28 protein-coding genes and 1 pseudogene are annotated in these 24,543 nt (G+C 55.6%); 11 read left to right on the top strand and 18 right to left on the bottom strand.

Going from position 1 to position 24,543, the window contains the following annotated elements:
- Positions 1-30: 30 nt before the first annotated feature.
- From EXR70_01555 to EXR70_01545, 3 genes are all read right to left on the bottom strand, one after another.
- Entirely contained in the window at positions 31-726 is a 696-nt protein-coding gene (locus EXR70_01555; protein ID MSP37162.1) for a hypothetical protein, read from the bottom strand.
- On the bottom strand, positions 723-1,451 hold the full coding sequence (locus EXR70_01550) for an HAD family phosphatase (protein ID MSP37161.1): 729 nt from the start codon (positions 1,449-1,451) through the stop codon (positions 723-725). Before EXR70_01550 ends, EXR70_01555 begins: the two co-directional genes overlap by 4 nt.
- Positions 1,452-1,529: 78 nt before the next feature.
- Positions 1,530-1,895, bottom strand: coding sequence for a sel1 repeat family protein (locus EXR70_01545; protein ID MSP37160.1), 366 nt, complete (start codon positions 1,893-1,895; stop codon positions 1,530-1,532).
- A gap of 60 nt (positions 1,896-1,955) precedes the next feature.
- On the opposite strand from EXR70_01545, the gene EXR70_01540 reads away from it, so the two are divergent.
- The 10 genes from EXR70_01540 to EXR70_01495 all read left to right on the top strand — a co-directional run bounded on the left by EXR70_01540 (position 1,956) and on the right by EXR70_01495 (position 13,205).
- Positions 1,956-2,453, top strand: coding sequence for a hypothetical protein (locus EXR70_01540; protein MSP37159.1), 498 nt, complete (start codon positions 1,956-1,958; stop codon positions 2,451-2,453).
- Positions 2,454-2,469: 16 nt separating this feature from the next.
- Positions 2,470-2,976, top strand: coding sequence for a hypothetical protein (locus EXR70_01535; protein ID MSP37158.1), 507 nt, complete (start codon positions 2,470-2,472; stop codon positions 2,974-2,976).
- Between the two features lie 76 nt (positions 2,977-3,052).
- Entirely contained in the window at positions 3,053-4,165 is a 1,113-nt protein-coding gene (locus EXR70_01530; GenBank protein ID MSP37157.1) for an aminopeptidase P family protein, read from the top strand.
- A 206-nt stretch (positions 4,166-4,371) separates the two neighbouring features.
- Positions 4,372-5,526, top strand: coding sequence for a mandelate racemase (locus EXR70_01525; GenBank protein MSP37156.1), 1,155 nt, complete (start codon positions 4,372-4,374; stop codon positions 5,524-5,526).
- A 116-nt stretch (positions 5,527-5,642) separates the two neighbouring features.
- Positions 5,643-6,833: a hypothetical protein gene (locus tag EXR70_01520; protein MSP37155.1), complete on the top strand. Its 1,191-nt coding sequence runs from the start codon at positions 5,643-5,645 to the stop codon at positions 6,831-6,833.
- A gap of 10 nt (positions 6,834-6,843) precedes the next feature.
- Positions 6,844-7,827 carry an LLM class flavin-dependent oxidoreductase gene (locus EXR70_01515; protein ID MSP37154.1) on the top strand — a complete coding sequence of 328 codons (984 nt, stop codon included), beginning with the start codon at positions 6,844-6,846 and terminating at the stop codon, positions 7,825-7,827.
- A gap of 43 nt (positions 7,828-7,870) precedes the next feature.
- Positions 7,871-8,956 carry an extracellular solute-binding protein gene (locus tag EXR70_01510; protein MSP37153.1) on the top strand — a complete coding sequence of 362 codons (1,086 nt, stop codon included), beginning with the start codon at positions 7,871-7,873 and terminating at the stop codon, positions 8,954-8,956.
- Positions 8,957-9,143: 187 nt separating this feature from the next.
- Positions 9,144-10,157, top strand: a complete 1,014-nt coding sequence (locus EXR70_01505; GenBank protein MSP37152.1) for an extracellular solute-binding protein — start codon at positions 9,144-9,146, stop codon at positions 10,155-10,157.
- A gap of 110 nt (positions 10,158-10,267) precedes the next feature.
- Entirely contained in the window at positions 10,268-11,986 is a 1,719-nt protein-coding gene (locus EXR70_01500; protein MSP37151.1) for an iron ABC transporter permease, read from the top strand.
- Between the two features lie 31 nt (positions 11,987-12,017).
- Complete coding sequence (locus tag EXR70_01495) at positions 12,018-13,205, top strand: M20 family peptidase (protein ID MSP37150.1); 1,188 nt, start codon at positions 12,018-12,020, stop codon at positions 13,203-13,205.
- A gap of 4 nt (positions 13,206-13,209) precedes the next feature.
- Here the strand turns inward: EXR70_01495 and EXR70_01490 are convergent, their stop codons facing one another.
- From EXR70_01490 to EXR70_01470, 5 genes are all read right to left on the bottom strand, one after another.
- The gene (locus EXR70_01490) at positions 13,210-13,902 is read right to left on the bottom strand and encodes a class II aldolase/adducin family protein (GenBank protein ID MSP37149.1); all 693 of its coding nucleotides are present in this window, start codon (positions 13,900-13,902) and stop codon (positions 13,210-13,212) included.
- Between the two features lie 147 nt (positions 13,903-14,049).
- Positions 14,050-14,391 carry a hypothetical protein gene (locus EXR70_01485; GenBank protein MSP37148.1) on the bottom strand — a complete coding sequence of 114 codons (342 nt, stop codon included), beginning with the start codon at positions 14,389-14,391 and terminating at the stop codon, positions 14,050-14,052.
- Between the two features lie 73 nt (positions 14,392-14,464).
- Positions 14,465-15,235, bottom strand: a complete 771-nt coding sequence (locus EXR70_01480) for a VOC family protein (GenBank protein ID MSP37147.1) — start codon at positions 15,233-15,235, stop codon at positions 14,465-14,467.
- Between the two features lie 44 nt (positions 15,236-15,279).
- Positions 15,280-16,371 carry an ABC transporter substrate-binding protein gene (locus EXR70_01475; GenBank protein ID MSP37146.1) on the bottom strand — a complete coding sequence of 364 codons (1,092 nt, stop codon included), beginning with the start codon at positions 16,369-16,371 and terminating at the stop codon, positions 15,280-15,282.
- 5 nt (positions 16,372-16,376) lie between these two features.
- Positions 16,377-17,375, bottom strand: coding sequence for an LLM class flavin-dependent oxidoreductase (locus EXR70_01470; protein ID MSP37145.1), 999 nt, complete (start codon positions 17,373-17,375; stop codon positions 16,377-16,379).
- A gap of 186 nt (positions 17,376-17,561) precedes the next feature.
- Between EXR70_01470 and EXR70_01465 the strand changes: the two genes are divergently transcribed.
- Positions 17,562-19,133, top strand: coding sequence for a UbiD family decarboxylase (locus tag EXR70_01465; GenBank protein ID MSP37144.1), 1,572 nt, complete (start codon positions 17,562-17,564; stop codon positions 19,131-19,133).
- A gap of 106 nt (positions 19,134-19,239) precedes the next feature.
- Here EXR70_01465 and EXR70_01460 read toward each other — a convergent pair whose 3' ends face one another.
- The 10 genes and pseudogenes from EXR70_01460 to EXR70_01415 form a co-directional block, all read right to left on the bottom strand.
- Complete coding sequence (locus EXR70_01460) at positions 19,240-19,536, bottom strand: tetratricopeptide repeat protein (GenBank protein ID MSP37143.1); 297 nt, start codon at positions 19,534-19,536, stop codon at positions 19,240-19,242.
- 243 nt (positions 19,537-19,779) lie between these two features.
- Positions 19,780-19,992, bottom strand: coding sequence for a DUF2283 domain-containing protein (locus EXR70_01455; protein MSP37142.1), 213 nt, complete (start codon positions 19,990-19,992; stop codon positions 19,780-19,782).
- Complete coding sequence (locus tag EXR70_01450; GenBank protein MSP37141.1) at positions 19,980-20,312, bottom strand: DUF4258 domain-containing protein; 333 nt, start codon at positions 20,310-20,312, stop codon at positions 19,980-19,982. Before EXR70_01450 ends, EXR70_01455 begins: the two co-directional genes overlap by 13 nt.
- Positions 20,313-20,409: 97 nt before the next feature.
- Complete coding sequence (locus EXR70_01445) at positions 20,410-20,637, bottom strand: DUF4926 domain-containing protein (protein MSP37140.1); 228 nt, start codon at positions 20,635-20,637, stop codon at positions 20,410-20,412.
- A 30-nt stretch (positions 20,638-20,667) separates the two neighbouring features.
- A pseudogene (locus EXR70_01440) lies at positions 20,668-20,775 on the bottom strand (DUF933 domain-containing protein).
- Between the two features lie 559 nt (positions 20,776-21,334).
- Positions 21,335-22,438, bottom strand: coding sequence for a redox-regulated ATPase YchF (ychF, locus tag EXR70_01435; GenBank protein MSP37139.1), 1,104 nt, complete (start codon positions 22,436-22,438; stop codon positions 21,335-21,337).
- 105 nt (positions 22,439-22,543) lie between these two features.
- Positions 22,544-23,347: a hypothetical protein gene (locus tag EXR70_01430; GenBank protein ID MSP37138.1), complete on the bottom strand. Its 804-nt coding sequence runs from the start codon at positions 23,345-23,347 to the stop codon at positions 22,544-22,546.
- 71 nt (positions 23,348-23,418) lie between these two features.
- Complete coding sequence (locus EXR70_01425; GenBank protein MSP37137.1) at positions 23,419-23,760, bottom strand: type II toxin-antitoxin system PemK/MazF family toxin; 342 nt, start codon at positions 23,758-23,760, stop codon at positions 23,419-23,421.
- Complete coding sequence (locus tag EXR70_01420) at positions 23,745-23,996, bottom strand: AbrB/MazE/SpoVT family DNA-binding domain-containing protein (GenBank protein ID MSP37136.1); 252 nt, start codon at positions 23,994-23,996, stop codon at positions 23,745-23,747. Before EXR70_01420 ends, EXR70_01425 begins: the two co-directional genes overlap by 16 nt.
- 84 nt (positions 23,997-24,080) lie before the next feature.
- Positions 24,081-24,542 (bottom strand): (2Fe-2S)-binding protein, encoded by a 462-nt coding sequence (locus tag EXR70_01415; protein MSP37135.1) that lies wholly within the window; start codon positions 24,540-24,542, stop codon positions 24,081-24,083.
- Between the last annotated feature and the right edge of the window lies 1 nt (position 24,543).

Below are 24,543 nucleotides of genomic sequence, written 5' to 3'. Positions count from 1 at the left end.
GACTAATGAATTTTCACTTGCCAAGTTACGTCACGGCGCAGGGTCCTGCAAGAGACGGTTGGTTTCAGCGCTGTGCCGGCCGGCGTATGAGGCGAGCAAAACGATGAACGGTAAGACCCTGGCATGAACGAAAAAATCCGCCGGCGTCCAGACATAAAGTAAGGATCGTCCGGCGAAATAAAACGAGTCGTGGACGCCGCCGAAGAGCCAGCGCTCGCCGGTGAGGGCGATGACGCCGCCCATGGCGGTGGCGCTGGATGCCACCCAGATGCGGTCATGGACCGGTTTGGTGAAACGAAAATACCAGGGTCCGAGTAAAAACAGATAAGCGAAATAGAGCAGTAGGTAGACGTGAAAGGATTCAAACGGCGTGACGTGAAACATCGAGTAGATGCCGAAGTCTTTGAAGATCTCGATTCGCTGCGCGTTGTCCCAGCGGAAAAATAGCGCTTTGGAGCTGAAGTCGATCACCAAGACGGCGAGTAGCCATCTTAGATAACGGCGGGATTCCTGCGTCGTCGGTTGGCGCCATGCGCCGCGGACTTGGTAGCGCGGTAGTTTTCTGACGATCAACCAACCGATCAGTAAAATAGCGCACCAGATGAGTGCATCGTGGAGCGCGGCGAGACGCAGGTCCGCGGGGTTTTGGGCGACGCTGAACCACAATGGCGCGGGCACCGCCAAGACTAGAATGAAGCCGTAATACCGATCGAGCCATGCGGTCATGGCAAATGTCTCTCGTTTATCGCTGGCGCTAAGCCGCGCAAGAAAGTCAAATCGATTTCTCTCAGGGAGCCGCAAACTCGTGTAGCTTGGGAAAAGTCGTGGTGGCGCGTCCATGGATTTGGCACCGCGACGCAAGCCATGCCGGCGAGCCGCGCGGCGACGACGCCTTTCTCGGCGTCTTCGAGCACCACGCATTCTGACGGCGTGACGGCCAAGCGCTCGGCCGTTTGTAAAAAAATATCCGGCGCCGGTTTGACCTTGGCGACATCTTGGCCGCTGACGACGGCCTCGAAGTAGTGCGCGATCTTCAGACCGGCGAGGACGCCGTCGATGGCGTCGCGATAGGATGAGGAAGCGAGGGCGATGCGGATTTTGCCGGTTAAGCCGGCGAGTAATTCAAGCGCGCCGTCCATGGGCTGCAATGAGGTTTCGAGCAGCTTTAGATAATGCTCCGACTTGCGTTGACGCAGAGCGTGGGGATCGAGTTCGAGTTTGTGCCAGTTGACCCAGTCGACGATACCGTAGCCATGCTTGACCCAATGGTCGGCGTAGTCATCGTCGCTAACCGTGACGCCGTGCTCAACCATCGCCAACTGGTAAGCTCGGCAATGGAGCGGTTCGGTGTCGGCAAGGAGCCCATCGAGATCGAAAATAACTGTGCTGATCATCTTGACTGGTAATGATACCGAATCTTGGCGAGAATTGAATAGCGGAAAATTTCTCATCGCTCAGTAGGGACTGTAGTTGATGTCATCCTCAGGCTTTAGTCGAAAGATCTCGACTTCTAGGTTATTTGTATAAGTCTATACTTTAAGTGCGCCTTGCCCAGCTCCGAGGGGCCACGCCATACTGAATCGAGCTTGCGGATGTTCCTGTTCCGCTGCACGGCGATACCAGCCAACTCCCTGCTTCTCGTCTTTCGGTGCGCCGATACCGTCGACCAATCTTAGACCTACAGTCAAGTGCGCGTTTGCATTTCCTTGTTCAGCCGCGGCGCGATACCAACGAACCGCTTCGGCAGGATTCTTTTCGACTCCGGTGCCTGCATAAAGACGATTAGCCAGTGGCTGTCGGCCTCTTACGTCACTTTGGTCGGCAAGGTCCCGTTGAAGTGCAAGCGCTTTGTCCGGTGTCCCATCGCCGCGACCTTCGCTATCCATTTGCGCCAAGCGGCTGCGTGCGACGCGCAGCACACTTCGATACTCACACCGGAAGGTGACAAACCGTGGATGGACCTGGCGCCCGAAGGCGCCTACTTGCGCCGCGCCCGGGAGGCTGTGCCCAATGTCGAAACCGTCTGCACCAGCGGCCGCCACGCGCTGTTGAACGTTTTCATCTCGATGAAAAAACTTTCCGAAGGCGATCCAGGCCGGGCCGCGGCCGCGGTGCTGACCTGGGATTGGTGCAAGAGTGTTTTTGTCTTCGACGAAGACATCGACGTTTACAATCCGACGGAAATTCTTTGGGCTCTGGCGACTCGCGTCCAACCGCATCTGCAAGTGTCGATCATCAAGCAAATCATGCGCGGTAGCTTGATCGATCCATCGATGGTCGACCCGCGCAAAACTTCGGCGATGATCGTCGATGCGACGAAGCCATTAGATCGACCGTTATCGCCGGTGTCAAAATGTCCCGACGAAGCGCTGACGCGCATTCGCTTGGAAGATTTCGTGCCGGGCGAAGTGTTGCAGCATATTCCCGTTGACCGGACGACGTATTGGGCGTGAACATTGTTGACCCATCATGCTTAGCAACGAGCAAATAGAATTACGCAAAAAACTGATGCGGCGGTTGATCTGGAAAGCGCCGTTGATCATCGCGTTGGTGACGTTCGCCGCATGGTGGCAGTCGCGGCAGGAAGTAAAGAATGACAGTCTAGCCAAATCGGTAGTCGTAAGCGCACAGATGACTCAGAAACTCACGGGATCTTGGCAAGGCGAGGTGAATTATCCTGGTCGCGGCAAACATGCCGAGCGGTTTATGTTTCAACCCGAAGGGGAAACACTCCTCGGCACGGCGAGTTATTTAGGCCTGAAGCACGGCATGGAGGAAGGGCGGATAAATGGCGCAGCTGTTTCTCTTTTTATCCGCTACGTCGAAGTCGCGGAAAATGTTAATCGCGAACATAAAACCTATCCCTGGGGTAAGTTGGCAGATAGCCAAGTTCACATGCGTGTGCAGGATGATCGTGGCACGCAGCCGATAGAGTTTAGTTTGAAGAAAAATACCGCGGGCGAGCAGTCGCATTAATCGAAGCTCCAATTGCTATCAAGTCGGTTTCGCTTGACCCCCCGAGCAGCAGCCGATATTCTCGCTTCCATTCAATATGGATCAAGAAATTGTCGCGCGCTTAAGGAAACGAATCGTCGCCGGAGGTTTAGACGCCATCGTCGCGATTTCGCCAGAAAACGTAACCTACGTTTCCGGTTTCGTGGTGCCGTCGCAGTCGCTCATGCGCTGGCGCCATGCGGCTTGTATTGTGACAGCGGACGGAAAAATTTCTATGGTTGCTATCGATATGGAGGCGACCACGGTCAAGGCTCATGCCGGCATCGACGATTTGCGCATCTATCGGGAGTTCTCCGACGATCCGATGGATAAGCTGGCCGATGCGTTGGTTGATCTAAAATTAGATCGCGGCAAGGTTGCCATCGAGTTGGAGTTTCTGCCGGCGAAGGATTTTACGACGCTGCAAAAACGCTTGCCGCATACCAACTGGTCAGCGGCCGATGGGATTTTCAATAAGGCGCGGCAGATCAAGACGGCGGGGGAGCTGGCTCTGCTTCGCTCGCTGAGCAAACTTACCGATCACGCGTTGGGTACGGCGCTACGCTCGGCGAAAGTCGGCATGAGCGAGATGGAGCTGGCCGGGACCTTGCTGACTTCTTTGTTTGGCGGTGGCGCGGAGAGCTATAAACTCATGATCATCGCCTCGGGTGAGCGCAGCCAGTTTCCCAACGTCGGGCCGACGGATCGTAAGCTAAAGCACGGCGACATCATTCGCATGGAAATCTTCGGCCAGAAGAGCGGCTATTTGACCGGCGTGTGCCGTACGGCGGTAGTCGGCGACGCGACAGAGGAGCAGTATAAGATTTGGTCGAACCTGATCGAGTGTAAATATTTAGTCATGGATTTGATCAAGCCGGGCGCCTGTTGTCCGGAGGTTTACCGTAAATTTTTGGCAAAGTTCAGCGAGCTCGGATTTGAGCCGATCAGCTTCGTCGCCCACGGCATCGGCTTGCATTTGCATGAAGAGCCGTACATGGGACGATATGGCGATGAAATCGTCGAAGCGGGCATGGTCGGCGCCTTCGAGCCGTTGGTTTATATTCCCGGCCGCTTCGGTATGCAGAACAAGGATATGTTTTGCGTGACGGATAAGGGCTGCGAGTTGTTGTCCGATGTGACGCCGACGGATAGTTTGTTGAGAGTGGGTTAGTTTTCGGGCCGTGGCTCGCGCATCGATTCCGGTTCTCTCTCCCCTTGCGGGAGAGAGTTAGAGTGAGGGGTATTGAAAGATTCTGGCACCCTCACCTCTGTCCTCTCCCGTCAAGGGAGAGGAGGTAAGATTCGGAGAGCGCTGTGGGTTGTTGGTGCTGATATCCAGAAGTAGATGTCTATGCGTTACCGAGGTTGTCGCTTTAAATGAAAATCACCAAGATTGAAACTATTCCGATTCGCCTGCCGACGCGACGCGTGCATCAGTGGGCGAGTTTGACGACGCCCATCGGTGTCTATGTCATCATCAAACTTTACACCGACCAAGGCTTGATCGGTCTCGGCGAAGCGCCGGTGCTGAAAGACTGGGGCGGCGATCATGGGAAATATTTCGGCGAGACGCCGCAGACCACGGCGCATATCATCAACGACATTCTCGCACCGGCACTGAGCGGCCAGGATCCGAGCCGATTCGAATCGATTCACGGCCTGATGGATAAGGCGGTGAAAGGCTATCCCTATTGCAAAGCGGCCATCGACGCGGCGCTTTACGATGTCGTCGGCAAAGCCTTGAACGTCCCCGCGTATCAATTGCTCGGCGGATTGTTTCGCGAGCGGATTCCCATCGCTCATAGTCTTGGCTTGATGGAAATTGACAAGGCGGTCGAGGAAGCGTTGCAAGCTAAAGCTGAGGGCGTGAAGACGATCAAGCTCAAGGGCGGCGTCGAGCAAAAACGCGATGTCGAGTTAGTCAGACAGATTCGCACGGCGATCGGTCCCGACCTAAGTATTTGCGTCGACGCCAATCAAGGCTATCCGACGGCGAAGGCCGCGGTGAAAATCATTCGCGAGATGGAAAGATATAATCTGCTTTACATGGAACAGCCGGTGGAGGGCATCGATCAGATGGCTGAAGTAGTGCGCCGAGTCGACACGCCGATCATGGCGGATGAAAGCGCTTGGACGGCGCAGGACGTGATCGAGATCATCCAGAAAAAAGCCGCCGATGTGATTTCCCTCTACACGACTAAACCCGGCGGCATGTTCAAAGGCAAAAAAGTTGCCGCGGTGGCGGAAGCGGCGGGGCTCAAGTGCAATGTCAACGGTTCTGTGGAAACCGGCGTCGGCAACGCGGCGAATATTCACCTCGCGGCGTCGACCGGCGTCGTAACGTACGGCTGCGTCGTGCCGGTGTCGACGCCCAAGGGCAAAGGCCATGGCGGCATCGCGGGGATTTATTATTCGGACGATGTCATCACCGAAGCGTTCGAATACGCCGACGGCGAGGTGATCGTTTCGTCAAAGCCGGGGCTCGGCATCGAGTTGGACGAAGACAAGATCAAGCATTATCGGATTTCGTAGTTCTTGTCGCGGTCTCAAATTATGAAGGATTGCACACGTCGCGTGGTTATCCGCGTATTGGTCATGCCGGCGCAGGCCGGCATCCAGGGGTGGTGGTGCGTTGGCAACGAAGGAAGATGGATACCGACCTGCGCCGCTATGACGCGAAGAAAAACCAGCGCAGCGGACAATTCCAAGTTGTCGCCGGTTTAGACATCGCCATGACCATCAAGAAAATCGCGATTCTGGGCGCAGGCAACGGCGGTTGTGCCGCGGCTGCCGACCTGACGCTGCGTGGTTTCGAAGTGCGGCTGTTCGCGCGCTCGGAAAGTACGATCGCGAAACTCGCCAAGCTTGGCGAAATCGAGCTGATTGAAAACGGCGTCAGCAAAAAGGCCGCGCCGTTTTTCATGAGTCCGCATTTGCCGCCGGTGGTGCAGGGTGTCGATCTGATCGTCATCGCGACGCCGGCAGTGGGGCATGAGTATTTGGCGAAAGGCCTGGCCAATTACCTCACCGACGGCCAGCGGATTCTGCTCAACCCCGGCCACACCGGCGGCGCGCTGCATTTTGCCAATCTCTTGCGTATGCTTGGCTGCAAAGCGTCGGTGCGGCTGTGCGAGACCGTGACGCTCACTTATATCTGCCGCATGCCGCAATTCGGCCGCGTGGAAGTTTATCGGCGCACGACGAATTTGCGCTGCGCGGCGTTTCCTGGGAAGCATTCGGCTGAGCTTGTCAGCGAGATCCAGCAAGTGTTTCCTAATGTCGTTGCCGCCGCCAACGTGCTGGAAACCGGGTTGTCGAATATCAATGCGCTCATGCATCCGGCGGGGACTCTCGGTAACGCTGGCTGGATCGAAAAGACTGGCGGAGATTTTCTCTATTACCGCGAAGGTCTCACGCCGGCGATCGGTGCGTGGATCGACGCTGTGGACCGGGAGCGTTTGACGATTGCCAAGTTGCTCGGCCTTCCGCCGTTACGCTTCGTCGATATTTTTCATCAGGCTGGCTTGACCACGAGCGCGGCGCGGGATTCGGGATCGGCTTATGAGGCGATTCACAACAGCGAAGCGAATTTCACGATCAAGTCACCGCCGGCACTCGATCACCGCTACATTCGTGAGGATGTAGGTTATGGTCTGGTGCCGATGGCGGCGATCGGCACACTGCTCGGCGTTGCGACTCCGGTGATGGATGCGCTGATCACGCTGGCGTCGACGGCGCTGGGCATCGATTTTCGCACGGAAGGTTTGACGTTGGGAAAGATGGGCTTGGCCAACGTTGCACCGGAAAATCTCGGTAAGATTTTAGCGGAAGGATTTTAGGAGCAAGATTATGCGCGTGGGTCTGTGCTTTGATGGTTTTTATTCGATTCAAGAGATGATCGAACTCGCTCAGCTGGCGGATGAAATCGGCATGGACTCGATCTGGATGTCGGATCATCTCTGTTTTCGCGATTCCTTCACCACTTCGATGGCGCTGTTGGCGCGAACCAGTAAAATCAAAGTCGCGGCGGCGCCGATGAGTCCGTATTCGCGCAATCCGATCATCACCGCCATGTCGATCGCCACCATGGACGAGTTTGCTCCCGGCCGGGTGATCGCGAGTCCGGGTACTGGCAACGCCGCAGCTTTGAAAGAAGCCGGCATGGAGTCGCCCCATCCGTTGCAGACCATGCGCGAGTATGTCGACATCCTGCGCCGCTATCTCAAAGGCGAGACGGTGAATTTTCAAGGCAAGATGTTTCAGGTCAACGGCGCAAAGATGGGCTTCGTGCCCTCGGCGCCGATCAAGATGTATATCACCGCAGTGCGTTCGCTGATGTTGCGACTGGGCGGCGAGATCGGCGACGGCGTGTTGTTGTCGGCGGGCTGCGCGCCGGGCTATATTCGTAAATGCGCCGATGATATCGCTGTTGGCGCAGGCAAGGGCGGTAAGGCGGCGACTAATGTCGATGTCGCCGGCTTCGTCACTGCTGCAGTTTCGGACAGCGCCAAGGAAGCCATCGAAGCGAATAAACATTTTCTTGCATATATTTTTCGCAACGTGCACCACGCCGAGAATATCCGCTTGGGCGGCGGCAAGGTCGATCAAGAAGGTTTGGCCGCCGCGGTGGGCAAGCGCGATTGGGACACGGCGAAGAAATTTATCAGCGATGAAGTGGTCTTCGCCCACTCGGTGGCTGGGACGCCGAATGAATGCGCCAAACAGCTCGAAGCGTTCACCAAGGGCGGGCTCGACCTGCCGATCGTGTTGCCGACGGGGACGCAAGAGGCGCGCAAGAAAGTTGTTCGCATGGTGCGTGAGATTGTCGGCTGAGAATTAGATTGTCAATTTTAACTGGATAGTCCAAGAGGTGTTTATGAAAAATTTCGTTATCGTGCAAGGAAAATTCTCCTCAATCCCCCTTTTTCAAAGGGGGAAGGTAACTTGGCTCCGACAACCAGTTGGGCGTTATGCATTTTTATTTTTGCTTTGCATTCTTCTTGGTCCGACGGCACAGGTTTCAGCTCAGGGTGTGAGCCATGAAGCGGCTAAGAAGGAAGGCAAGGTCAACGTTTACGGCACCATCATTCCCCAGGTGATGTCGCTCATCGAGAAGGGCTTTGAAGCCAAGTACGGCGTCAATATCGAGTACTGGCGCGGCGACGCGACCAAACTCATCGACCGCGTGCTGACCGAATGGCGCGCCGGTAAACCTGGTTTCGACATGGTGATCGGTGCCCGCGGTCCGTTGGCGTTGGGTAAGGCCGATGGCGTTTACGCGAAGTTCACGCCGGCGAGCGCGGCAAATTTTCCCGCCAAGTTCAAGGATAAAGACGGTCAGTTGACCGCTTGGCGGGTTACACCCGTGGGCATTCTTACCAACACCGATTTAGTGAAAGGTAACGACGTGCCGAAAAGTTTGGACGACCTGCTAGATCCCAAGTGGCTGGGAAAAATTTCTCTGCCCGATCCTTCGCGCCACGCCAGCACGGCGACATTCTTATGGAACCTGCAGAAAATCAAAGGCGACAAGTGGCTCGACTTCGTGCGCGCACTCGCCAAACAAAAGCCGTTGCTGGTTGAGTCCTATTCGTCCGTGCCCAACGCCATCGTCCGCGGCGAAGCCGCTCTCGGCATTTCTTACATTCAATATGTGCCGCAGACCAAAGGGCCCATCGGTTTCGCGCCCATCGAGCAAGTGTTCGCCGATCCGAGCGATGCGGCGATTAGCGCGAAGGCGGTCAATCCTAATGCCGCGCGCTTCTTGATCGATTATCTCTGCTCGCCCGAGGGGCAGAAAAAAGTTTCCGAGACCTACGAATTCGTTTTAGCGCCGGGAGTCTTTCCGGCGATCAAAGGCGCCGAGCGGATCATGGCTAATCTGCAACTGTTAGAAGATCCGAGCGCCGAACAATTGCAAAAGCTCCAGGCCGAGTTTCGCCAGTTGTTCATCGCCAAGTAGCTTTTCAGCCGACGGCTTGACTTAGCCAGAGCGCGTCGGTAGTTTTTTGTTTAAATCTAATATTGCCCGCTGCTTGCGGCGGGCACAACTAAATGGGGTTTCCAAAGGGGGCGAGCATCCCCTTTGGTCGCGAGCGGGGTTCATACCCCGATCGCGAAATGCCGAGTTGATTGAGTCGGAGGATGCGATGAAATTTACTAAACTATTATTACTTTCGGTTTTCCTGCTGTTGCGCATCGCAACTGCTTCGGCGCAGCCCGCCAACCTCGACGCCGCCAAGAAGGAAGGCAAGGTGGTGGTCTATGGCTCCGTCGTGCCACAAGCGATGGAGGGGCTGCATCAAGCGTTCAAAAAGAAATACGGCATCGACGTTGAATACTGGCGCGGTTCATCGACTCAAGTGTCCGAGCGCGCGCTGACCGAGTGGCGCGCCGGCCGGCCCGGTTTCGATATCGCCGAGGGCAACCGCGGCGTGCAGTTGATCATGAAAGGCGAGGGTCTCTTTCAGAAGTTCGTGCCGCCGTCGTCGGAGAAATTTCCCGCTCAGTACAAAGAGAAAGACGGTTTGATCACGCCCTGGCGGGTGCTGCCGATCAGCATTCTCTTCAACACCGAGTTGGTTAAAGCGGCGGACTTGCCCAAGACGTTCGACGATTTGTTAAATCCTAAATGGAGCGGCAAAATTTCCATTCCCGATCCGACGCGCCACACCACCACGGCGCAATTTCTCTGGAACCTGCGGCGCAAAGAATTCAAGGGCGACAAGTGGTTGGATTATGTGAAAGCGCTGGCCAAGCAGAATCCCATCCTAGTCGAATCTCTGGCTCCAGTGACCACCACCGTGATCAAAGGCGAAGCCGCGTTGGGCATCACTTACATCAAGTACATCAAGCAATACAAAGGGCCGGTGGACTTCATCCCGATGGATAGGTATCTGACCGATCCCAATTACTTGAGTCTTAGCGCCAAGTCGACACGAGCTAATGCCGCTAAGCTCTACATCGATTTTGCCTGCTCCGTCGAAGGGCAAAAGGAAATCGCCGAGGATGGCGAATTTGTCTTGGCGCCGGGCGTTTATCCGCCGATTAAAGACGCCGAAAAGGTCGCGCCGCGCATGGTGTTCATGGACAATCCCTCAGAGGACGAGTTCAAGAAGCTCATGAGCGGCACCTTTCGCGACATCTTCGCCGCAGCAAAGTAATCGTTGAAAAGCGCCATTGATTAGTGAATAAAGAAGGGCCGGCCATAGCGCTGGCCCTTCTTAGTTTTGGTTATGCAACTCTACATTCATGCGCAACTCGAGGGCAGGCGATGATTTCCCGGTTCCTTGGCGCGTTTCGCCGCGATCCCCAGCTCGGCGTGGTTTGGGGCATCGGTCTGGTGATCGCTTATCTAAGTCTGTCGCCAACCTTGATGCTATTCTATGGCAGCTTCCGCGATAAACCGTTGGGTGTGCCCGGCGGCTTTACCCTGGCCCATTACGTTAGCGCTTATTCCGATCCGTTAACCTATCAGTTGCTGTTCAATTCCTTCATCTTCGCCGGCGGCTCGGCGCTATTGGCGACAGCGTTGGCGGCGATCCTGGCGTGGATCTCGATCCGCACCAATGCGCCGTTTCGCAAACTGTTCGAGTTGACCGCCATCGTACCGAATATTTTTCCACCGGTGATGTTGGCCGTCTCCTGGACCGTGTTGCTGAGCCCGCGCACCGGCTTGATCAACCGTTTGCTAATGCAGCTCTTCGATCTCGCGCAAGCGCCGCTCAATCTCTATTCCCTTTGGGGCATGATGTATGTCGAAGCTTTGATCACCGTGCCGCTGGCGTTTTTGATGATTTCGGCGGCGCTATACTCCATGGACCCTTCGCTAGAAGAGTCCGCGCGGGTGGCTGGATCGAGCAATTTGCAGATCGCTTGGCGCATTACGATTCCCATCGTCCGGCCGGCGTTGTTGGCTTCGGCGATGCTCAACTTCGTCCGCGCTATCGAAAGCTTCGACACGCCGGCGATTATTGCGTTACCGGCGCGGATCGAAGTGTTTACGACAAAAATTTATCGCGAAGCGGTGGGCGCCTTTCCGCCCAATCAAAATCTCGCCGCCGCTTATGGCGTGTCGCTGCTGTTCATCACCATGCTGTTCGTGTATTTCTATCGCCGCTTGACCGCGCGCTCTGAGCGCTACGTCACGGTGACCGGCCGCGGCTATCGGCCGATGATCATCGATCTGGGTAAGTGGCGCTGGGCGGCATCGCTGGTGGCGAGCTTGATCCTGCTGCTGATCGTCGCGCTGCCGTTCATGGTGATGATCTATGTTTCGTTTATCTCTTACATCCACGTGCCGAGCGCCAAGACCTGGGAGCTTTTGACGCTCGACAACTATCGCGCCAACTTCACCGACTCGCGCACCTATCGGGCCTTGCAAAATAGCTTGATGCTTTCGGTCGGTGGCGCGACCTTGTGCATGCTGCTCGCCGCTCTGACGGCGTGGGTCACGACTAAGAGCAAAGCTAGAGGCCGCGGTTTGATCGAAGCGATGACGTTTATTCCATGGGCGTTTCCCGGCACGGCATTGGGCATCGGTCTGCTTTGGACTTACGTTTACATACCGCTACCGATTTACGGCACTTTGTGGATCTTGCTGATCGGTTACATTACCCGGTTCTTGCCCTACGGTTTGCGCACCATGACCAGTACGATCGTGCAATTGCACGACGACTTGCAGCAGGCGTCGATGGCTTGCGGCGCGAGCTTTTTGACGACCTTTCGGCGTATTCTCTTGCCGCTGCTACGGCCGGGGTTCATCGCCGGATGGATTATCCTGGCGACGATTTTTTTGCGCGAGTTCAGCACCTCGGTCTTTCTCTATTCGCCGGGCGCCGAACCGTTGGGACCGCTGCTCTACCATTTCTACGTCGATGGCAATCTCGGCCCCATGTGTTCCTTGGCGCTGATTGTCAGTGTAGTGTGCATCGTGCTGGTGGTGATCGCGCGAAAAGTTGGCAAGGCCGCCGGCACCTTCGAGGGGCATTAAAATTAGGCTTGAGGCGTGAGGCACGAGTAGGATGGATGACGGCACGGCGAAAAAATTAATCGAAAAGCATCTGAGTTACGATGAGGTCAAACGGCTCACGGTTAAACTCGTCCAGCATGCCAGTCCGCAGACCCGGCTGCTCGAAGCCGAGCCGCAGGTGTTGGCGCTGATCACCGATGTGGTCAAACCGGAGCTTGAGCAGGCCGGTCTTCATCCCGCCATCGACAAGATGGGCAATCTGATACTACGGCTGCGCGGCCGCTCTTCCCAGGACCGCTTGATGCTGGTGGGCTATGCCATGTGCGCGGCGCCGAGTACGATGGAGAATCCCTATTCGGGTGAAGTCATCGACGGCACGCCCTACAAACTTTCCGGCCAATGCGTCTGGGGCCGCGGCGCCTGCGAGCAGAAGGGTAGTTTGGCGGCGATGATGGCGGCGGTGCGTTTTCTCGGCGTCAACAAAGTCGAGCTGCCGAGCGATCTTTATTTCGTCGTCAGCACCGCGGGCGAGACCGGCAAGCATGATTCTCTCGCTTACGTGCTCGATCATGGCAGCGTCGAGGCCGACTGGTGCATCATCGACGGGCCGCCGGAAATTCAACTGGGCAACAAAGGTAGAGTCGACGTGCTGGTGACCGTCAAAGGCAAGCAGGCGCACAGCAGCCGGCCGTGGGAGGGCGTCAACGCCATCGAGGGCGCCATGCTTGTGTTGGAGCGGTTGAAACCCTTGATGCCGTTTCCCGAAGAACGATCCCACGCCGATCTCGGCGACGTCAGTTTGACCACCAATGCGATCGAGAGTTTTCCCAAGGCGACGCACACGATTCAGAGCGAATGCCGCATCATGTTCGACCGCCGCTTACTGCCCGGCGACGATCCGGCCAAAGCGGTGCAGCAGATGCGCGACGCCATCGGCACCATCGAACCCTACGAGATCGAAGTGTCGCCGCGCGATTTTATGTATCCCAGTGAAGTGAAGCGCGATGCCGAAGTGGTGCAGGTCTTGGAGCAGGGGATTCGCACGATGCTCAACCATGAGCCGAAGTTTTCATATTCCACCGCCGCCAACGACACCGGTTTGTTCAATCACCGCGGCATTCAGGCGATCAACTACGGCTCACGGCATATTAAGTTTCAGCACACCGATCATGATCTGGTTCCGCTGAATAGCGTGCTCGACGCGGCCAAGGTTTTTGCGTTCTTGGCGATTCACCGTTGAAGGCTTACTTGCTTTCATGTTTCTCGAGCATGCGCACGTAATAATCCCACAGATTCAACATCGCATCGGGCCGATAGATTCTTTTTCTCTTCAATAATGCGTCGGTGTCGGTGGCCCAGGAGAAGGCGCCCATGGAGGCGGCGGTGACTTGGGTTTTGGCGCTGTATTCGAGCAGGACGCCGCGGATGCAGGCTTCTTCGATGGATGTGCCGGCGACGACGATGCCGTGGTTACGTAGGAGAACAATTTTATGTTCGCCCAAGAGTTTCGCCACCGAAGCGCCTTGCTCGGCGGTGACAATCAAGTCGGAAGACTCTTCGAATTTATTGATCGCCGGCGGATAAAAGGCGCAGCTCAAATTGGTGATCGGCAACAGCCGATGTTCCGACGACGCGATGATCGTCGAATAGGTCGGATGGGTGTGGATGACGCATTTGATCGCCGGGTTGGTCCGATAGACTTCGCTGTGGATGGGAAACTCATTGTGGCGTTTGCGCTTGCCGGCCAGCGTGTTGCCGTCGAAATCGATCAGCACCATGTCGTCGCCGACGGCTTCTTCCAAGCCGATGCCCGAGCCCTTGATCCAATATTCGTTGGGCTTGTCGGTGAGTGCTGAGACGTGGCCGTAGATCATATCGTTGTGCCCCTGCATGGCGAGTATGCGGCAGGCGAGCGCGAGTTTTTCCGGTAGCGTCATAGGTGTCCTCCAGTGATTGTCTCAGTCCGCAACGAGGCGAAGCATTGGGGCACAGTAACGGTAGGCTGACAGGCTGTCAAATCGCGGCGAGATGAACGAGAAAAAACGCCGCGACGATTCGTGCAGTCGAGTTAAGCTTGTCGCTTTCTAACGGTGGCGCAAACGGGCGTACTCTTCGTTATGATGGCGGCTGAAGACCCGGCTCGGATGATTGATTAACTCACGTTTGACATCGGGGTGACGTTTCAAGAACTTCGCCAAATCTTCGTGCTTGGCCAAATATTTCTTGTTATTGGCGAGATTGGGGTTGTGGCGCAATTCGGCCGAAACCTTTGGGTGGTTGAGCAAGAAGTCGTGAAATAGATTTATTTCATTGCGGATATGCTCGTGACTGCTCCATGCCGGACCGACGGAACCGACGAGCGCGACCATGAGCGAAACGATCAGCAGCGCACTGCCGGTGAACTGTCGGTAATTTCTGTTAGCCATTTGCCTGCCTCCTTGCCAGTTAGACGCCGTTCGGTAAAGAATCTTAACTACGATTGTAATCGATCGGCTGGCTTTAGGTAACCACCAAGTTGGCGCCGTGGGTCAAACCTAGGTCGAAGGATTGCTCCGATGGGTTGCTGGTTTTCAATTGCGCAGCGTAGGGCGAGGGACCGAACTCGCGCAGCCAATTTACCAGCGGGCTGGAGACGTCATTTGGGGTTAGAAAGTCGATGCGTTGCGCGCCGGTTTGAAAGCCGAGGCCATCGGCTTTTAGCTCATCGTTGCGCACGGCTTGGCCCTTGGCGCCGAGCAGCGCGCCGTACCACTTTTCGATCGGGCCGAGTTCGCCCACCGAGACGATCAGTTTTTCGATGCCGGTGATGCCATTTTGATGTTGGAACTCTTGGGGCACCCGTTCGCTGCGCGCGGTGACATCTTCGATCAAAAATGGCGCGACACCGCGATGGCTGCCAGTGGCCAGCGACAAGAGCCATTTCAATTCAAAACCATCCGGCCGCTTGCGCGACCAGGGCACGGGGTTGTTGATCGCTGCGCCGGCGTCTTGGAGTTTCTTGGTGTCGCCGCCGAGGTCGTCGGTTTGAAAACAAAAGTCGACCAGCCGTTCGCCCTTCGCCAGCGGATCCCACCAACGATGATCGATCGCCTCGCGATAGAAGGCGATGATTTCCAGATAGGAACCATCGGCGAAGGAGATCAAGACGTTATGGCTGCCCACCGGGTGCTGCCCGCCGGGCACCACGGTGAAGCCGAGTTGCTGGTAGTCCCTCGCAGCTTGGTCGAGATCTTTGACCACGATGACCAGGTGATCGATACCTTGAATCATTTGGAATAACTTTCTGACTTTATAGTAGTTAAGTAAATTTCTGATTAGCGAAGCTTGAGTTCTTGTTGAACTTGCTGAAGGAAGCTGAAATCGACCGCTTGGGCCGGCGAAATATCTTTCTGAATCTTGCTCGTTACCTTGGCTTGATAGATCGCCGCCTGCATCGCCGCGTCGGTGGCGCTGCCGTCGCGGCTCATGGTTTTGACGATCAGCTCGTAGCTTTTTTCCGCCTGCTTGCGGTCGAGTTTCCAAAAGCGTTGGGCGAAGTTGATCACCTTCTCGGGCTGTTGGCGGATGAAGATCAGCGATCTGACGATGGCGCGGACCATTTTTTTGACTTGGTCGGGCCGTTCTTTGATGCGCCGCTCGCTGGTGCCGAGCACGCCGAGAATGCTGTCCTCCATGATATCGCCGGAAAATACTAATAATCGAAATCCTTGAGCTTCGGCCTTGAGATCGTTGGGCGGCGTGACGATGGCGCCGGCGGCGGTGCAGCTCTGCATGGCGGCCATGCGTTGGGGTTGATCGCCCATGCCAATGGTCGTGATGTCGCGATCGGGATTCAAGCCGTAATGTTTGACGATCTCGCGGGCGGTGAAGTCCGTCGTCGTTCCCGGCGTGGAAATCGCGATGGCTTTGCCTTTCAAGTCGGCGACGGTTTTGATTTCCGGTCGCACGATCAATGACAAGGACGGTTTGACGCCGATGGCGGCGAGCATTTTGATCGGCAATCCCAAGACCGCCGAGCGAATGGTGCCGTCGCCGGAGGTGGTGTAACCGAGCTCGCCAGAGAGCAGCGCCGCGACGACGACGTTGCCCGACACCCGCACGAGCTGGACGTCGAGTCCTTCATCTTTGAATTGCCCAAACTCGCGGCCGACGAAAGCGGGAAAGTGGCTCATCGCGGTCGCCGGGTAACCGAGCGTGACGCGCTCGGTTTGCGCTTGCGGCGACGCGGTGCCGAAAAGTAACGAAGTGGCGGCGACAAGGTAGAAAAATAAATTTCGCTTCTTGTTGGTCTCAACGGAGTTACTCGGCCTGTTCTTCTTTTCTTCACCCTCGCCCATTCCGATGGGAGAGGGCAGGGGTGAGGGTAAGGGCAAGGGCGACCGCCGGTCGCCCCTACACGTGTTCATCAATTTTAATTAAACGCCGGCGCAACTTCATCGAGAAATCGTTTGAGCTGGCCGGTTTGATCCCAGGAAGTCATGCGCAGCGTGATATGTTCGATACCGGCGGCGAAGTAGGCTTTCAGTTCTTCGATGCACTGCGCCGGACTGCCCGCGGTGGTGAAGCCTTCGACGAACTTCATGCTGAAGTTGGACGTGTAATACTTGTCGAGAAACGCTTTGCTCTCGTCCAACGCCGCTTGGCGGTTCTCGTTGATGTTGATGTTGTGGTAAAGCGAGCTGCCGATCTTCGTTGGATCGCGGCCTTCTTCCTTGGCCATCTCGAGGATGTGCTTCCATTGGGATTTGAATTCCTCCGGCGTGACTTTGTTGGTCATCCAGCCGTCGGCGTATTTAGCGACACGGCGTAAGCCTTTTTCGACTGCGGGCGAAGGCGCGCTGGCGCCGTCTTTCCAAGTGAGGCCGGTGGGATTGCTGGCGATCCAAATTGGCAGGGGATTTTGTATCGGGCGAGGTTGGATGGTCACGCCTTCGAATTCGTAGAAGCGTCCTTTGAATGACGCCTTTTCCTCGTGGAAAAATTTGCGCAGGATGGTGATGCCCTCTTCAAGCCGGCCGACCCGTTCGGTGTCCTTGATGCCCATGACTTTATGTTCCAACGCTTGCGCCGGGCTTTGTTCGTTGGGTCCGCCGAGACAGACCGCCAACCACGAGCGGCCGCCGGAGATCACATCCAAGCTCGCCCATTGCTGCGCGAGCAGCGCCGGATGGCGATGGGGAAAGGTCGCCATGCAGCCGACGGCGAGTTTTACTTTCTTAGTGACCACCGCCAATGCGGACAAGAGCGCGATGGATTCCAAGCGCGGTTTCGCCAGCAAACTGTCGCCGACCCAAACCGCGTTGAACGCGCCCGAGTCTTCGCCACGCTTGGCCATATCGAATAATTGCTGAATCGTCACGGCGCCGATGATGACGCCGCGATTCGCTAGTGTGAGGCCGAATGAAGCCATGGATAAAGCCTTTCACAATGACCAGATCGTAGCGATTATAACATAAGGGGAATTACGGCGAAACATCTCGGCGCATATTCATGGGCAGGGGCGAAAGAGTTTTCGCCCCTGCCGACCCACTGTCACCGATGGCATTAGCCTAGTCGCCATGTTAAGTTTCGTCGAAATTATCGCTGGAGAAAAATAATGAAAGCGAGCTTTCGCGATTACATCGACACGCTAAGAAAAAACGACGAGCTGTTGGAGATTTCCAAACCTGTTGATCTGCGCGACGTGGCGGCATTGGTGGCGCAGTCGGAGAAGGCGCTGCTGTTTAGGAATTTGCCCGGCTATTCGATGCCGGTGGTTTCCGGTCTGCTGCAATCGCGCAAGCGCATCGCGCTCGGCATGGGCGTCGACTATGAAAACATCGGCGCCAAGCTCGGCAAAGCGATGGACAAACCGATCCAACCGAAGCGCGTCGCCAACGCGCCGGTGAAGGAAGTCATTCATACCGGCAAGAAAGTAAATCTCTACGACCTGCCGGTGCCGGTGTTTTCGATCATGGATGGCGGGCCGATGATCACCGCCGGCGTGGTGATCGCCGAGGACCCGGATTTCGGCATCAACGCCGGCATCTACCGCTTGATGCTCAAGGAGCGCAACATCACCGGCATCGACATCGTCACGCCCAACAACATGCGCAAGTTCGCCGAACGCGCCTTGGCAAAAAAGAAACCGCTGCCGATCTCCATCTCCATCGGCACTCATCCGTATGAATTGGTCGCGTCGACATTCAAAGCCAACCTCGGCGTCAACGAACTGACCTTCGCCGGTGGCTTGCGTAACGAACCGCTGCGTCTCGCCGACGGCGAAACCGTGCCGGTGCCGTGCATCGCCGACGCCGAAATTGTTTTAGAGGGAGAAATTCTCCCCGAAGGCTGGGTGCACAGCGAAGGGCCGTTCAGCGAATTCAATCGCCTGATGGGCGGCATGCACATGAATCCAAGAGTGCGCATCAAGTCGATCATGCACCGCAAGGACGCTATGTACTACGCGCTGCAGATGCCTTGGGAAAATATCTGGATGTCGGCGCCGATCTACGAAGCCGCGGCGCGCCGCGTATTGGCTGAAGCGGGCGTGCAGACGGTTGGGATCAACGTCACGCCCGGCGGCTGTTGCCACTGGCATATCATTGCGTCGATCAAAAAAGTTCCCGGCGACGGCAAGAACGCGATCATGGCGCTCTTGTCCATCGCCGATATCAAACACGTGACCATCGTCGACGACGATATCGACGTGTTTGATCCCATCGACGTGGAGTGGGCCGTCGCGACCCGCGTGCAAGCCGACCGCGATGTCGTCATCGTCTCCAACGCGCGCTCTAAGCCGCTCGATCCATCTTTGCCGCTGCCATTGTACGGCAAAGTTCCGACGACAGCGAAGATGGGCATCGACGCGACGATCCCGGAAAATATTCCGGCCGAGCGGTACCAGCGGATCATTTATTTCAATCAGGGCAAGGTTAAGTTGAGCGATTACGTCGGCGTTTCCGATGTCACGGTAAAGGCAAAAGCCAATGCAACGTCAGCAGAAACAGTGGAATTACTGGTTGAGAAGATCGTCGCGGCTCTCGGCAAGTCGCACTGTTTCTTCGCCGATCTCTTGGATAAGTTTCCCAAGGCGGATTACAAGACCGTCGCGAGTGCGCTGGCGCGGTTGTATGAAGAAGAGAAAATCGGTCAGGATAAGGATGGGAAGTTTGAATTGAAAGGTTAGCAAAACTAACGTTAGCGTGAGCGGAGTCGTTACAGATGTATCGAAAAACAGCCCGAGTTTGCGTGGCATCCGCCCCACGCAAATGTTACGTGCAACGACGTCGTTCCTAGCCCTTCTCAGTAAGTTTTTCTTTGATTCTCTTGATGAAAGGCCCGGTATATTCTTCGTGCCACACTGGGCAGATCTCGTCCGCAACAAGTATATCTTTTAACGCAGCATCATACTCTCCTAATTGGTAGTAGGCTTTGCCCCGAAACCAATACACGTACGGATCCATAGGAGACTTCTTTTCGCGTTCTTCTGCCAACAGGATGACTTCTTTTGCCTTGCCTTTGTTTAAGAGGTTTGTGCCCTGGTTCGTAAAGGAGGCAGAATAAGCAGCGTTGGATGTGGTGCGAGGCATCTCAAGGCTTACCCACACAAACGAGCCGGCAGTTACTGCGAAACTGATCGCGATGAATGCGTTTAACCACTTGATCCAACGAAGTTGTCGGAGTATCTGTTCGGACGTGTCTATATTTTTTGCACCTACAAGTTTCTAGTGATTCTTAAAGCAAGATCATGCAGTGATATACGGCCATCCACTGATTCCGTGTCAGGCTTGACAGACGAGACAGTAGCGAACCACATCGGGGTGAAAATTCCGTTAGCCGCCTACCGTTTCGAACGCCACTTGTAGATGCTTGGGTTTGGCGACCGTGAAATTGAGCTTTTCAAAACCGATGACATGACCAGCCTTGTCCTTCATGAGGATGACTTCCTCACCGGTTTCCTCGCTGATGTACTCGCTCTCAGGATCGCCAAACCAGACGGTGAGCGTATTGCCGGTTTCATCGTAAAAAACTTTCACTTGGGCCATATCTGTTCTCCTTCTTTGATCGCGTCGGTTGGGTAAGCTGTAATCAGAAAGCCTTCACCATCGAGACGCTTGGCCACAGCACATACCCATCGTCCGATCTCTTTCTGCCGGTAAAACAGGTGAACTGTCGAATCGTTCTTGCTCAATCGAATCTCGCTGGGAGTTTCAAGCGTTTCTTTGACATCCTGTTCATGTCCCGCCATGACCGGATGCTTGATCGAAACGATGACTTCCCAGTAGCCGCGTGTGACGCGTACACGAAATCCAAGCGGACTCAAAACTTCAAAGAGAACATCATCCGGGGAGAGTGCTCGAGCCACGGACCTATTGTAGCCACAGTTTTGGAAAATGAAAGAGACAAAGGTCCGGGGGCATAATACCAATTCTATAGATTGGAGCTGTCGTGGGCCTCTTTGCTCACGCGACAATTCTTAATGGGCTCTGGTTATGTAACGGGATGATCTGTATGCCGCGTAACGCCAGTTCGGCGTAGGTTTGCCCTTCGTCATCACAGAATTCAACTTCGTAAAAATTGGGCGCAAGGATTTCTTCTACCGTGCCAACTTCGCCGCGTTTCAGCTTGCGGGATGGTATGTCTTGAAGCAGTGCGATGGTTTCCAATAGTTTGAGTTTTCGTTGTTTCATCTTCGTTTCCGTTCGCGACCGAGGCGCGCACTACCCATTGAACTTAAACAACATCACATCCCCATCCTGCACGACATATTCTTTCCCTTCCATGCGGCACAAGCCCTTGGTGCGCGCGGCGGTGACGGAGTCGCATTCATCGCTACGTGAGCGGTCATGTGTATTGTGGTCTATTTCACCAGTTCGGATGAATACGTTGACGCGCCCACTCGTACACAAAAGTTCCCGCGACGAGGGATGTAAGAACTATGCAAGAAGGTCCGACAAATCCCCAGAACGTATTCGGGCTTGATGACGGGTCGTTGAAAATCATCCAGCTTATTAGAACGCCGACAGTGAGCGCGCTTACGATCAATGCCGTACGAAGCGAATCGAGCCGAAGCAATGAAAGTAATATCCTGACTCCAACAAAGTAGGCTGCAAATCCCAAGATGATAATGGGCGTTAGGAAGATCACTGCCATTGTTGCCCGATCCGGACCTTTAGCGGGTGAATCGAAATAATCAACGACTAATTGCACCCCGACCAAGGGCAAAACCGTGGCGCAGCCAGCAGCGATAGCTGCATAGAAACTCTGAGGCGCAATCTTCATGGATTGAATTTGGCTCTGTTGCTTTCTTTACGCGACTATTCTTAATGGGTCTCCCTGGTTAACGTAACAGGATTTACTTTCGGCTGCGCATTTTCAGCTTGTTCACTAAACATTGAACTTAAACAACATCACATCCCCATCCTGCACGACGTATTCTTTCCCTTCCATGCGATATAAGCCCTTCGTACGGGCCGCGGCGACGGAGCCGCATTGAACTAAGTCCTCGTAAGAAACGGTTTCGGCTTTGATGAAGCCGCGTTCGAAGTCGGAGTGGATGACGCCGGCGGCTTTGGGGGCGGTGTCGCCGGCGTGAATGGTCCAGGCACGCACTTCTTTTTCGCCGGCGGTGAGATAAGTCCGCAACCCGAGCAGATGATAAGTTGCGCGGATGAGCGCGCCGATGCCGCTTTCTTGTACGCCGAGTTCTTTGAGAAAGGCTTCAGCGTCGGCGGGTTCGAGATCGACGAGGTCGCTCTCGATCTGCGCGCTGATCACCACCGCTTCGCAAGCGAGATGGGTTTTCACGTAGTCGCGCACTTTTTGCACGTAGCTGTTCTGATCGGCGGTGGCCAAGTCGGACTCTTTGACGTTGCAGGCGAAGATCGTGCGCTTGTCGGAGAGCAGGAAAAACTGCGCGGACATGGCGTGTTCTTCCGGCGTCAGTTCGACAGTGAGAGCTGGCTTGCCAGCGTCGAGGGCGGTTTCGATTTTCACCAGCAGGGCGTCCTCGGCGGCGGCGGCTTTGTCGCCGCGCTTGATCTCCTTGGCGATGCGCTCGCGCCGCTTCTTCACGGTTTCGAGATCGGCGAGCATGAGTTCGGTGTTGATGACTTCGATGTCGCGCACCGGATCGATGTTGCCGGAGACATGGTGCACGTCGGCGTCTTCGAAGCAGCGCACAACTTGGACGATGGCGTCGACTTCGCGGATATGGGTGAGAAATTTATTGCCGAGCCCTTCGCCTTGGCTGGCGCCTTTGACCAGGCCAGCGATGTCAACGAACTCGATCACCGCCGGGATGACCACGTTGGTTTTGACCATCTGCTGCAAGACATAGAGCCGCGCGTCCGGCACGGTGACCATGCCGACGTTGGGATCGATGGTGCAAAAGGGATAATTGGCCGCCTCGGCTTTGCGCGTGCGCGTGATGGCGTTAAACAGTGTCGACTTGCCGACGTTGGGCAGACCGACGATTCCAGCTCTCAGCATGATGATTCAGTCCTTCGAATGGAGAAGGGCAGACACGCAGGTCTGCCCCTACAGAAAATTATATCGTGACCTCGTGTGCTTCTAGCTGTCGTCAGTTTTAGCAAGTTATCGGCGCTTCTTAAAGCTGCGCGGATTCTCGATTAATGTCCAACCAATTTCTTCGGCGGGTTTGAAGTCGTTCAGCACCGAGCGGTAAATCTTGCGCAAGTTTTTCCATGGATCGTCGTCGCGATAGAAGCGGTGTAGGAAAAGCATATCGGTCAGCAGGCTGAGCATCCAGTTGACGTTGGTGGTGTAGCCGAGCAGCGCGCGGCAGCGGGAGGCTTCGAGAAATTTCTTGGCGAACTGTCGGCCGGCGCGGCCTTTGAGCACGCTGCACGCGGCGAAGTAAACCAGGTTGGGTTTGACGCCGAAGTTTTGGAAGGCATCGCACAGCTCTTGGGCGCCGATGGATTCGAGGACCGATTTGACTTCGCTCGGCGCGCCGTGAAATGCCAAGTAGAAAATCGGCGCATCGGCGGCGGCGGGATCGCGCCAGAGAAGGCCTTCGGGCGATCGCGTGTAGTGTGCTAGGCCGCGTTGGGATTCGACGAAGCGGTGCGCTAGTTGCAACGGCGGATCGTGCAACGGCCCCATGGATTCGAAGAAGCCTTTGACCGACATGGTCTGAAACAGACGGTTGTCCCAGTAAGATTCGAGCACGACCAGTTTGCGCGACACGCGCTGGCCTTGATCGACGCTAGGCCAGGTCGGATGGCCGGCGCGGGCGCAGGCGGCGAACCATTGCGGCGTTTCCTTGGGACACTGCTCGACGCAGCAATGGCTACAGACTGTGCTTTTGCCGTCGTAGCAGGGAAAAGCTTGGTCGGCGGGGATTTCGTGTTTCCAGTAGCAGGTGTCGGTGGGCATGGAGTTATTCGCGATTCACTGAATTGTAGAAAATTTTGCGACGGCCAAGTTACGACAGGTTTGGGCCTGACTTAAAATGCAAACATCTCGTGGAGTACGTTCAGTATCGTAGTAAGCGTGTTTTGCGGAATTTGTCCCAGTCGTTTGGTCAAGCGTTGGACGTCGACGGTACGAAGCTGATCGATGACAACATAACCGGCTTTGCCCTGAAATCGGCAGCGTGGGCGCCACGGATAGGCGTGACTCTGCGTGGTCAAAGGCGCGACAATTACTGTGCGCAGGTGTTGATTTAGTTCATTGGGTGAGATGACGATGCAGGGTCTGGTTTTCCGGATCTCTACTCCACGCGTTGGATCGAGCTGAACTAAATAGACTTCGCCGCGTGCGGGTGTTTGAGCTAGCGCCACCGCCATTCTTCCTCGTCGAATTTTGTCGCTGGTACCGGCGCGACTAGCCGATCCTCGCCGCGCTCGCGCATGCGCTTGGCTGAGGCCGACCATCCGGCGCGCGGCCGAGCGGCGCTGTGAATAGTGATATGCCCAGGTGCCGCTGCGAGTTCGACCTCTTCCCTGAGATGGGCCACTTTGACCAATTTATTTGGAAGTCGAACGCCTTTTGCTTTGCCGATTTGAATGATGCGCGCTTTCATAATAGCTTCCTCGAACTTTTGGCAGTTTAAACTCGGTGAGTTAAGTTGGCAAGCGAGATGCAAACCTGCCAGTGACCGTTTCTATCAACTATTTGCCAACTCTTTGACCGCCGCCAACACTTCTTTGTAAGTGCCGCAGCGGCAAAGGTTGCCCGACAGATAATCTCGCGCTTGTTCTTCATTCGGATGGGCATTGGAGTTCAGTAAACCTTTCACCGCCATGATCATGCCGGTGGTGCAGAAGCCGCATTGAAAGGCTTGGTGTTTCAGGAACGCTTGCTGCACGGGATCGAGTTCACCGTTTTGCGACAGGCCTTCGATAGTAATGACCTGTTTGTCTTCGATATTGCTCGCCAGGGTAAGACACGAGCTGACCGGTTTGCCGTCGATCAACACCGTGCATGAACCGCAGACGCCGACGCTGCAACCTTCGACGGCGCCTTTGAGTTTCAGTTTGTCGCGCAGCAGCTCCAAGAGCGTTTGGTTTGCGTTGACCTGAAACTCTTGGCTGTGGCCATTGATAGTCGTGGCGATAGAGAGTTTCATT

Source organism: Deltaproteobacteria bacterium (assembly GCA_009692615.1).
In the GTDB taxonomy this organism is placed as follows: domain Bacteria; phylum Desulfobacterota; class Binatia; order UBA9968; family UBA9968; genus DP-20.
Note: the sequence above shows the minus strand (reverse complement) of the source record. Positions and strands in the feature narration are given on the sequence as shown.

Excerpts from the sequence above, each read along its gene's own strand:
- EXR70_01555 (MSP37162.1), bottom strand. The coding sequence starts at position 726 with ATGACCGCATGGCTCGATCGGTATTACGGCTTCATTCTAGTCTTGGCG.
- EXR70_01550 (MSP37161.1), bottom strand. The coding sequence starts at position 1,451 with ATGAGAAATTTTCCGCTATTCAATTCTCGCCAAGATTCGGTATCATTA.
- EXR70_01540 (MSP37159.1), top strand. The coding sequence starts at position 1,956 with ATGGACCTGGCGCCCGAAGGCGCCTACTTGCGCCGCGCCCGGGAGGCT.
- EXR70_01535 (MSP37158.1), top strand. The coding sequence starts at position 2,470 with ATGCTTAGCAACGAGCAAATAGAATTACGCAAAAAACTGATGCGGCGG.
- EXR70_01530 (MSP37157.1), top strand. The coding sequence starts at position 3,053 with ATGGATCAAGAAATTGTCGCGCGCTTAAGGAAACGAATCGTCGCCGGA.
- EXR70_01525 (MSP37156.1), top strand. The coding sequence starts at position 4,372 with ATGAAAATCACCAAGATTGAAACTATTCCGATTCGCCTGCCGACGCGA.
- EXR70_01520 (MSP37155.1), top strand. The coding sequence starts at position 5,643 with ATGGATACCGACCTGCGCCGCTATGACGCGAAGAAAAACCAGCGCAGC.
- EXR70_01515 (MSP37154.1), top strand. The coding sequence starts at position 6,844 with ATGCGCGTGGGTCTGTGCTTTGATGGTTTTTATTCGATTCAAGAGATG.
- EXR70_01510 (MSP37153.1), top strand. The coding sequence starts at position 7,871 with ATGAAAAATTTCGTTATCGTGCAAGGAAAATTCTCCTCAATCCCCCTT.
- EXR70_01505 (MSP37152.1), top strand. The coding sequence starts at position 9,144 with ATGAAATTTACTAAACTATTATTACTTTCGGTTTTCCTGCTGTTGCGC.
- EXR70_01500 (MSP37151.1), top strand. The coding sequence starts at position 10,268 with ATGATTTCCCGGTTCCTTGGCGCGTTTCGCCGCGATCCCCAGCTCGGC.
- EXR70_01495 (MSP37150.1), top strand. The coding sequence starts at position 12,018 with ATGGATGACGGCACGGCGAAAAAATTAATCGAAAAGCATCTGAGTTAC.
- EXR70_01490 (MSP37149.1), bottom strand. The coding sequence starts at position 13,902 with ATGACGCTACCGGAAAAACTCGCGCTCGCCTGCCGCATACTCGCCATG.
- EXR70_01485 (MSP37148.1), bottom strand. The coding sequence starts at position 14,391 with ATGGCTAACAGAAATTACCGACAGTTCACCGGCAGTGCGCTGCTGATC.
- EXR70_01480 (MSP37147.1), bottom strand. The coding sequence starts at position 15,235 with ATGATTCAAGGTATCGATCACCTGGTCATCGTGGTCAAAGATCTCGAC.
- EXR70_01475 (MSP37146.1), bottom strand. The coding sequence starts at position 16,371 with ATGAACACGTGTAGGGGCGACCGGCGGTCGCCCTTGCCCTTACCCTCA.
- EXR70_01470 (MSP37145.1), bottom strand. The coding sequence starts at position 17,375 with ATGGCTTCATTCGGCCTCACACTAGCGAATCGCGGCGTCATCATCGGC.
- EXR70_01465 (MSP37144.1), top strand. The coding sequence starts at position 17,562 with ATGAAAGCGAGCTTTCGCGATTACATCGACACGCTAAGAAAAAACGAC.
- EXR70_01460 (MSP37143.1), bottom strand. The coding sequence starts at position 19,536 with ATGCCTCGCACCACATCCAACGCTGCTTATTCTGCCTCCTTTACGAAC.
- EXR70_01455 (MSP37142.1), bottom strand. The coding sequence starts at position 19,992 with ATGGCCCAAGTGAAAGTTTTTTACGATGAAACCGGCAATACGCTCACC.
- EXR70_01445 (MSP37140.1), bottom strand. The coding sequence starts at position 20,637 with ATGAAACAACGAAAACTCAAACTATTGGAAACCATCGCACTGCTTCAA.
- ychF (MSP37139.1), bottom strand. The coding sequence starts at position 22,438 with ATGCTGAGAGCTGGAATCGTCGGTCTGCCCAACGTCGGCAAGTCGACA.
- EXR70_01430 (MSP37138.1), bottom strand. The coding sequence starts at position 23,347 with ATGCCCACCGACACCTGCTACTGGAAACACGAAATCCCCGCCGACCAA.
- EXR70_01425 (MSP37137.1), bottom strand. The coding sequence starts at position 23,760 with ATGGCGGTGGCGCTAGCTCAAACACCCGCACGCGGCGAAGTCTATTTA.
- EXR70_01420 (MSP37136.1), bottom strand. The coding sequence starts at position 23,996 with ATGAAAGCGCGCATCATTCAAATCGGCAAAGCAAAAGGCGTTCGACTT.
- EXR70_01415 (MSP37135.1), bottom strand. The coding sequence starts at position 24,542 with ATGAAACTCTCTATCGCCACGACTATCAATGGCCACAGCCAAGAGTTT.